Source organism: Flavobacterium sp. (genome assembly GCF_031363805.1).
Lineage (GTDB): Bacteria > Bacteroidota > Bacteroidia > Flavobacteriales > Flavobacteriaceae > Flavobacterium.
The window spans coordinates 1-7,083 of record NZ_JANLVD010000007.1 but is presented as its reverse complement, the minus strand read 5'-3'; the positions used below and the strand labels follow the sequence as shown (position 1 = coordinate 7,083).

The window sequence follows — 7,083 nt, the reverse complement described above, 5'->3', positions numbered from 1 at the left end:
TAATAATTAAGCGTCTCAATATCATATAATTATAAATTAAAAAATAAATATGAGTTTTTAAAAACTGAATTTGAAGTCTAAAAAAAAATCACCAAAAATGATTTGTAGTAGAATTTGTAGTTTTTAGAGATTCCCTTAAATCATTTCTTTCAATTTCGAAGTCAATTACTACCTTATTTTTGTTTTCTTCCTGAATTGTAATTGTTGGTTCTTTACTAAACCAAAAGTTTACGCCTTCATCTGGGATTAAATCTTTAAAATCAAAATTTTCAAATGCCTCAACCAAACTTTTATCCGAATTCCACTCAATTCTACTTGTATTCTTTTTTGTATTATCTTCTTTTGAATTTTGGAAATCTCTTAAAACGTCAAATTCAGAAGGGCTTAAAATAAGTGTTGATATACAAGGAACTAAATTTTCTTTTTCGGAATAGTTAAAGAATATACCTCTGTTTCGCAAGAACTTTTTTAAATCTGATTTTGAAATATAATTTTGATTTGCAAATCCTCTCATTAATTCTCCGTAAGGCAATATTTTATCTATATGTTGGTGTACTTGTTTCATAACTATATCTGTAAAGATTTAAAATTATCATTAAAAGATTCAACAGAAATATTATTAGTGAATTTTGCGTCTTCAAAATTATTTTTTGCAATTCTAACTTCTCTTGAATGATTTACTTCATTATAATCTGGAAAACATATTAAAATTTTACTTGGCCAAGATTTCGAAAGTTCTTGAGATAAACTTATTAATCTTTTTAAATCATCTCCATCAAATGGGTCAATTGTAAATAATGCTAATGTGGTTTGTTTAGAAAACTCATCTTCAATTCTTAATGGTAATATACTGGTATTTAAAAATTCAACGGGTAATATTTTTCCAAAATTCTTTTTTGTTGTTGGTATAATATTTTTTCCTGTATCTGGATAGAAAAAATTGATATCAGAATTTGTAAATTTTGAAATTGCATATTTTAAACTTAAATAAATGAAATCAATTCTTTTATTATCAACAATGTAAAGACTGTTGTAATTAAATTCGGTTGTTAAATTTATACCTGATAACTTTGGGATTAAATCATTATAAGAATCACTGTTATTTGTTAACCAAAACAAAACGCCAATATCTTCACTATTTGAATAACCTTTTATTGATTTTATTATTTCTTTTGATTCAGGAGCAAATTTAAAACATTCAATTGCAGTAACTAAATCTTCGAAATGTTCTTTGAATTTTGAATTTGGGCTATTTGGATAGATTTCATTAGAATATTTAACAGAAATATTTACTTTTTTAAGAACTGAATCTACCAATGGAGATTTATACGCATAAAAAAAATCAATTCCGTGAGTTTGCTTTTGCTTTTTTGTCTTTCTACTAATATGAGCTTCATTAGTGCATTTAAAATTGTTTCCCTTTGGCGGTTCTCCCCAACCAATTAATTTTAGAAAATTTTCTACAGATTTCTCTCCATATTCACCAATTAATTTTGATTTTTCTCCCATATATTATTTTCTTATTTACAATTTTTACTGCTTTCGCCTAACTCATAAATATGCGAAACGTAATTTCGTAAATCTACAACTTTAGATATATGTATAGTTAATTTTTATAATTCATTTATCCACTATTTTTGTCTTAAAAACATAGCCTTGATTTCCCGCTTTTGTTTTTACTAAATACCAATCGCCAGGTTGTTCATAATGCTATTACTATGTAAAAAATGAATTTAATTTTCAACTATTGTCCCAAAGGTAATTATCAAAAAATCTATTTAATATGTTCTAATTTTGAATAGATTTCTTTCTATACTCTATTAGGTTGAATTTGGATTTTAAAATTTTGGATATTACAACAACTTGACGGATGCATAATTATTAATATTTCTTAATTTTTAACCATCAAAATCACCACAATCTTCTTTCTGAAATTTTTCAGGTGTCGATGTAAAAACTTTTTTTAAATCACTTCCAACATATTGCTTCGGAAAAGCGCCTTTGAAAGTCATATAAAAAATGGGCAATTTGTCTTTTTTAAAGAATGTGATTTTTAAATTTGGTGCGGTTGTTATTACTATTTTATCTCGGTCATTTTCAATTTTAGAGATTTTGAATACAGACTTATTTTTAATATTTTTTAATGGTAGATCTGAGTCACAATAATTGAAAACAATAAAATTTTTGTTTTTAGTGTCAATATAAATGGAAGTAGAATTACAAAAACAAATAGTTGAAAAGTCTAATCCGTATTTTTTATACGGATCTATTACATTTTCATCAATAACTGACAACCCACTTAATTTATGGTTAAATAGAGACTCAAAGCTTTCAAAGAATTTTATTTCTTTTGAAATTGAACTAGTTTTAATTTCTTTTTGACTTATTAAACCAAAAGAATGTTCATTTCTAGAGGCAACAAAATTTTTATTTTTTGATAATGATAAATCATTTATTTCTTTATCAAAATTTATGAATGAGAATATAAACAAAACAAAAAAAGGCAATATATAAATATTCGATCTTAATTTCATAACTAATCAATTTTTTTGTAACACACACCCTTTTTTTCTGCATCTATAAGTTTACTGAAAATCTCATTTGCCGATTTTTGAAGATTGATTTGCGTTTGAAACTCGCAAATTTTTACATTATTATCTTCTGATGAATCAACTTGGTGAATTACTTTATTTACTGTAAAATTATCATTACTGTAGTTTATAAAATAAGTAAATTTATCTGTTCTTTTAGGAAAATTTGTTACAATCGAAAATCCATTATCTTTTTTCTTAATTACGGAAACTTGATTTCCTCCATCTTGAGAAAAATTAGGTGATTTTAATTTTAATATATAACCATTATTTTCATAAAATAAACAACTAAATTGTCACCTGTATTTGGTTTATTCACCTTTACTTTTTTTTAATATTTCTGCCAACTCATAAATATGCGAAACTTAATTAATTTTTTTCTATTTTGTATGAATTCTTTTCTCCTAAAAGTTTATTCATATACAAACTATCAAGTATATATTTTTCATTTTTTTTAATTATTGTAAATGTTGAGTTTTTATTATCTTTTTCAGCTAAGACAATCTCGGTTGTGTTACTACTCAAAACCACTAATTCCTCATTTAAATCCTCTAAGTAACTTTCCAATTTAAACGTTGCGATATTGTTATCTATATCTATATAAATCATTGCATAAGCTCTTGGATCAGCATATTCTTCTTTCATTCTAAGGAAATTACACGAATATTTTCCTATCCATTGTTGTGTGTTTTTTTCAGAACTAGTTGTTGACAAATTTTTCTGAACTATGTTAATAATTGACTGGACAGTCATAAACTCTGGTTTCTTGATACTAGAAATCTTCATATCAGGCTGACTTGATTGTCCATTAAAAAATATATATGGTAATTCTTTTTGATTATCAGGTAATGAATTTTCAATATCTAAAGATTTAATATTATTCAATGATACCTGCAATTCATTTTTATTATTTACAATTAAATCTTTTACATCATTTGAATATGCCCATAAATATTGATTTGGATATTTTGTATCTTTTAATACTGGATTAAAGTATAAAAGTGGTAATTGTTGATTGTCAACTATATCAAAAATAATACATTTTATATCATCTGCATCAGCATAACCCTGCATACGAATAATTTCTTTTCTCTCATCATTATCTAAATTTACAATCCATTTTTTATTTACATTTCCCCAATAATATTTAAATTCATAAAGAAGTTTATCATTTTTAAACCAAAATTCATAAAAATAATCTGCATTTTTATCTACGGCAGTAATTATTATTTCTTTTGCCTCATCACTATCAATATTAATTTCTTCTTGTTTTTCGATTTTTAAATTTGAGGGAATATCATATATTTTTTTGTTAGTTTGTTTTTCTGTTATTTTATCCAGCATTTTGCCTTGCGAAACTTTATTCTCTTTACAAGAGTTACACAATGTACTTAGCAGTATTACTATGTAAAAAATGAGTTTAATTTTCATACTATTATCCCAAAAGTATTTGTCAAAAAATTATTTAACATCTTCTAATTTTGAATAGATTTCTTTCCATTCTCCATTAGGTTGAATTTGGATTTTAAAATTTTGGATATTACAACAACCTGAGATATGACTTATTGATAAACTTTTTTCTTGTTTATTAATTTCAATCGGAAAAAATCTCATATTTTCTGTTAGATATGTATCAAATACAAATTGTTTATTTGGCTTTTGAATATAATAGGCATATAGTGGACCTCCATTACTACCTTCTATATTTATTATTGCAAAATCCTCTAAACCATCAAAATTCACATCCAATACTATTAGACTGAAAATATTTTTTAGTGTTTCAGTAGTTTTAATAATTGATTTTTTTAAATCAAAATAAGAATAACAATTTGATGAACTTAAATCTAGTTTTACAACTAATGATTGTGGGATGAAATCTATTTCTTGAACTTTATTCGTTTCTTTATTTTTCAGGCTTATTTTAATTTTTTCTTTTTCGTCTTCGTCTCCGCTTTCAATTTTTGATATTAAAAACCTAAAAATAAAGTTTTTAGATAAGGTTAGATTTTCAACTTCGTCAACATTTTTCTTGTCATTTAGTTTCACAACTTTATCAAAGGGAAATAATTCTGGAAACTCTTTATAAAAAAAATCGCGCTTACCAATTGATGCGTTATTTGTTTTTACTTTTTTTAGAAATTCCCATTTTTTTTCACTCAGATTATATAGATAAAAATAGACTTCGGTATTATTTTTAAAAAACATCGCTTCTTCTGATTCTCCGTTCGATACATCCAAATATTTTTTAGGAATGTAAACAGCAAAAGTATTATACAAACTTAAATCTTTATTGACTATTTTTTCAATTACAGAACTCTGTGTAGTCTCATCTGAATTAGAGCCTTGAAGATAGTTAAGCCAATAATTATGTAATGAAATGTCTTTTGGAACATAACTTATTGCAAACCACTGTACCTCTTTATTTTCATAATTATAATAATTACGATATGGATGCTCTGATATATCAGAATCTCCAAATGAAATCATGTAACCATTGAAGTATTTTTGATCAAAAAAATTAACAGGAGGTTGCTCTTGATTTGTATTTTCAATTTGTTTTTTTTTCTGTTTTATGTCCTGCTTATTTTTATCTGTAACTTGTCCATTACAGGAAATAATTAAAAAGCAAACTAATACTAATTTTATTATTTGTTTCATTTTCTCTCCATTTCATACAAACCACTTTGTTCCAAAAGATTATCAATAAATATACTTTTAAGCATATATTTTTTATCCTTTTTAATGATTTCAAATACAAGATTTTTATTCGCTTTATCTACAAATACTATTTTGTCATCATCACTATCTACAAAAATCAATTCTTTTGTTACAATTTCCTTATAAGTATCCAATAAAAATTTTGTAGAGTTTTCTTCAATTTTTATCGAAATAGTTCCATAAGCTCTTGGATCTGCATATTCTTCTTTTATTCTTAAAAATGACCCTTCATAATTACCTGCCCAAAGTTTTATAAAATTTGAGTTAAGACTATTAGTATAAGTTTTAAATTTCCATTGTTTTACAAGTTTTTTATCCAATAATAAATTCAAAGTTTTATAATTTGAAAAATCTTCAACTGTAACTTCTATATTTTTAGATTTTAGATTAACTGTATCTAAAGTTCTATATTGTTCTACATCTGGATTTTCTAAAAACTTATCAACTGAAAAAATGTATGATTCAGTATTTCTAATGTTATAAAAACCATACCAAATACTATCTATAGAAGTTTCCTGAAATTTAAGAGATTTTACATCAACAATTTCAGTCATTCCGTTCCATTTATTGTTTATATAAATATCATTTTGCGTTTTTGTTTTATGAACACTATCGATTTTATTAATACTGTTTTTTTCTACATCAGCTTTATTTGTATTATTAGTTTTTTTACAAGACATAATAACCAAAAATATTGATAATATATAAAGATGGGTTTTAGTTTTCATATTAGTTTCCTGTTTGTGTATTTTGATCTGGGTTAGTTATTACATCTGTATTAAGTTCATCAATTGTGGTCAGTGGATTTAGTTTTCCTCCTGTTCTTTCTCCAGTATTTCTAACTTCAAAGTGTAGATGATCCATTTTTGCCGCTTGTCCGCTAGCATTTCCTGTTTGACCAGTCTTTCCAATTATATCTCCAGCTGAAACAGTTGCGCCTTTTACAACACTTCTCTCAGATAAATGAGCATAAAAAAAGTAATAAGTTGTTCCCTTATATGTACCTTTTATTCCAAGTGTGCTTCCATAAGTACCCGAAACATAATCTTCATAAACTTCTCCATCAATACAGGCATAAAGTGTAGTGCCTATTGGAGCGTAAAGGTCTAAACCATCGTGGGATTTTTTCCTAGCATCAGGAGCATTTCCATGATCACTATCACCTGGGTAAAACCCACTTCCATACCATCCTCTTAATTCCATCTTGTCCAATGGATGATGCCAAAACGAACTATTTTCATTTCCACAATTACACGTAATATCAAAATCTTTTAGAAAACCTTTATTTAGGTGCAAAGGACTTTCATCTTTTAATTCATCTTTTAAAAATTTCTCATAGTGTTCTAAAACAGTTTTCATGGGTGTTACAGGCTGTGGCTTTCCTTTGAATAAATATCTACTATTGTCACCTTCTTCAGGTAAACTTGCCCAAATCCTGCTGCCTCGACCTCTAATTGAATTCTCAGTTTGCCCACTTAGCAAAAGTTTTAACAAATCCGAGCAGCCAGGGTGATGTATCATTAATAAAACAGAAAATTTATCTTGATCTTCTCTACTAAATGAATCTATTTTATATTTTGTTTTTTTTGATGCATATTGAAAGTCATCCCATGTATCTGGCATAACTTGATAAGCTCCGGCAGCACTAGACCCACCATAAACTATTCTTGGGTGGTCGTCTAAATTTGCGATATGATTACCTCCAAATGCTGTAGTATATCCTTTTTCAAAATCATGAGTAATATATATGATTTCATTTGTTTTTTTATCTCTA

Annotated in this window: 7 protein-coding genes; all 7 read right to left on the bottom strand. The window is 26.1% G+C overall.

Annotation, left to right across the window (positions count from 1 at the left end; genetic code table 11):
* Nucleotides 1–88 precede the first annotated feature (88 nt).
* A complete protein-coding gene (locus RMN92_RS00350; RefSeq protein WP_309607472.1) occupies nt 89–565 on the bottom strand; it encodes a hypothetical protein in 477 nt (158 codons plus the stop codon).
* Nucleotides 566–567: 2 nt separating this feature from the next.
* Nucleotides 568–1,509 (bottom strand): hypothetical protein, encoded by a 942-nt coding sequence (locus tag RMN92_RS00345; protein ID WP_309607471.1) that lies wholly within the window; start codon nt 1,507–1,509, stop codon nt 568–570.
* Nucleotides 1,510–1,898: 389 nt separating this feature from the next.
* A complete protein-coding gene (locus RMN92_RS00340; RefSeq protein WP_309607470.1) occupies nt 1,899–2,534 on the bottom strand; it encodes a hypothetical protein in 636 nt (211 codons plus the stop codon).
* A gap of 426 nt (nt 2,535–2,960) precedes the next feature.
* Nucleotides 2,961–4,022: a hypothetical protein gene (locus tag RMN92_RS00335; protein ID WP_309607469.1), complete on the bottom strand. Its 1,062-nt coding sequence runs from the start codon at nt 4,020–4,022 to the stop codon at nt 2,961–2,963.
* A 30-nt stretch (nt 4,023–4,052) separates the two neighbouring features.
* Nucleotides 4,053–5,249 (bottom strand): XAC2610-related protein, encoded by a 1,197-nt coding sequence (locus RMN92_RS00330; protein WP_309607468.1) that lies wholly within the window; start codon nt 5,247–5,249, stop codon nt 4,053–4,055.
* Nucleotides 5,246–6,037 (bottom strand): hypothetical protein, encoded by a 792-nt coding sequence (locus RMN92_RS00325; protein ID WP_309607467.1) that lies wholly within the window; start codon nt 6,035–6,037, stop codon nt 5,246–5,248. The genes RMN92_RS00330 and RMN92_RS00325 overlap by 4 nt, the downstream gene beginning before the upstream one ends.
* Nucleotide 6,038: 1 nt before the next feature.
* Nucleotides 6,039–7,083 (bottom strand): peptidoglycan DD-metalloendopeptidase family protein (locus RMN92_RS00320; RefSeq protein WP_309607466.1); only part of this gene is annotated, 1,045 nt, incomplete at its 5' end.